Genomic DNA, 2,102 nt, shown 5'->3' with positions numbered 1-2,102 from the left:
ACGATTTTACCCGCATACATGCCACCCAGTTTGCCGGTATCGATGGCGATGCCGGGCTTGGGGTCGGTGTTGTTTTCGTTGGCGCTGATGTGCTGATTCTCGGCATTGATGTGGTTGCTGCCGCTGATGATGTTCAGTTGGTTCGCCCAGATGCCAGCGTTGATTTGTGCTGCTTTGGTGAGGATGTGGGTATAGTCGCTGTCTCTGCTATCTAAACCTTGGCCGCTGATGCTGATGTTGCCGCGGTTGATTTGTATGCCGCTGATTTGTCCATCGTTAATCTGGGGGCGGCCGGTGGTGAGGGTAACGCCGGCAGCGTTGATGAAGCCGCCGCCGTTGATGTTGATGCCGGCCGGATTGGCAATGATGACTTCGGCACGCCGTCCGGCTACTTCGATGTAGCCGTTAAGACGGCTGGGATTGCTGCTGTTGATTTGGTTGACGATGATGCTGGCTTCGCCTTTGGCTAACCATGGGTTACCCTGTATCCAGCCTGCCTGACGGGTCTGGGTGCTTTTGCGGCTGTTGTTGAGGATGGCGCCTTTCTGGTCGATGTCCATTTGCCGGTACTGGTTGATGGAAACGCCTCTTTTGCTCGGGGTTTGGATGTTAATCTGCGGGGTGCCGTTGGCGCTGGGCAGGATGGTTGGCTGCTGGTTTTTAGGGGCAGACAGGTCGGCATGAATTTCGGCTGCTATGACATTATTTTGAACCAATATGCATAATCCGAATCCGAGCAGGATGGAACCGGTTAACAAGGGCAGTTTGGCCAGCAGGCTGCTGATGATGTTGCTGCTACTGCTGCTGTGTTCGGCGGTACTTTTTGTTGTGCTGGTGGTGTTTTCGGCTACGGCTACCATTTGTCCGCGGTGTTTGTTGTAGATGACTTTGTAGCGGTTTTTGTTCATGATCTTTCCTATTACTTTTTTAGCTGGTTATCATGCGAAATAACCAGAAATACTGTTATGCTTTTTATATTGGTTTATTAGTTTGTGATGTGTTTATATGGAATAGTTGAGGCTAAAGCCAACGCTGGTTCCGGGAGTACGGAAATATTGGGGCTTATATATGGGTTTGCCGGCAAAGATGTCGTAGTACCATTGTCCGCCCGCTTTGATTTGCCCTTTAAAGCCGATTACGGCTCCGGCCAGTGTTTTTCCTAGCTGCATCTCGGTGGCTGGTCCGGCTACGTGGCCAACATCCAGTCCCAGATATACTTGTTGTCCTGCTTTGTATTGCCAGTTGAGGTTGTTGTTCCAATACCAGCCTCGTTCTCCCATCAGGCTCATTTCGCCATTAAAACCTCGTACGGTATAGCGCCCGCCTATGGAAATTTGGTCTTGGGTGATTAATGGGGTTTTGTTCCACTGGCCGTGAAAGTTGCTGTCATAGCTTAGGTGCTGTTGTCCAATGTTGAATGGCCATTGTATGCCGGCATCTATGCTGATGATTTTCATGCGTGAGGTGCCTTCGCCAAATTCTTCTTCGGGCGCACGTAAGCTGTTACTCGCACCAGTGCCGCGTTTGTAGCCTATTCCTAAGTTGAGGGTGGCGTTGCCGATATACTCTTGATGGTTCAGGTTGACTGTCCAGCCAGCTGTCCGCCGTTGCTGTACTTCGATTTCGGCATCATTGATGAAGTTGTGCGATTCTCGTCGCCATAGCTTGGCGGTTATGTCTGTTTTGCGGTGACTGTTGCGGTATAGCATGTGGGTAATGCCTATATCGGTATTGTCGCTGTTACCACTATAGTCATAGTTTTCGTTATATCCGGCTACTGCCTGATGGTAACGGTAATGGTTACGGTTATAGGCGATAAGCCAGTTGCCTACCGGTATGGAATAATGCAGTGCATAACCATGGGTTCCGCTGCCTGTTTTGCCATCATCGCTGAAGTAGCTGTCTTTGCCGCCCAGATCATGGTTGTAGTTGACATAGAATAAATCACTTAATCCTAATGGGTTATCTACCGATAAGGTGGCACCGCCTTGATAGCGCCCAGTTGAATGGCTACCGGAATCGTCTACGCTGAGGCTTAAACGTAAGGGGACGGTGCGCTGAGCCCAGCTAATTACGATATCACTCTGGTTGGGTTCTTCTGC

Annotated in this window: 2 protein-coding genes; both read right to left on the bottom strand. The window is 50.3% G+C overall.

Annotated features, from left to right (window positions below; genetic code table 11):
- Positions 1 to 908, bottom strand: a 908-nt coding sequence (locus BHC51_RS05275) for a two-partner secretion domain-containing protein (RefSeq protein WP_143558788.1), incomplete at its 3' end; no start/stop codon positions are given.
- 93 nt (positions 909 to 1,001) lie between these two features.
- A partial coding sequence (locus tag BHC51_RS05270; protein WP_143558787.1) for a ShlB/FhaC/HecB family hemolysin secretion/activation protein occupies positions 1,002 to 2,102 on the bottom strand: 1,101 nt, incomplete at its 5' end.

It is taken from the genome of Snodgrassella alvi, assembly GCF_002777745.1.
Lineage (GTDB): Bacteria > Pseudomonadota > Gammaproteobacteria > Burkholderiales > Neisseriaceae > Snodgrassella > Snodgrassella alvi_D.
Note: the sequence above shows the minus strand (reverse complement) of the source record. Positions and strands in the feature narration are given on the sequence as shown.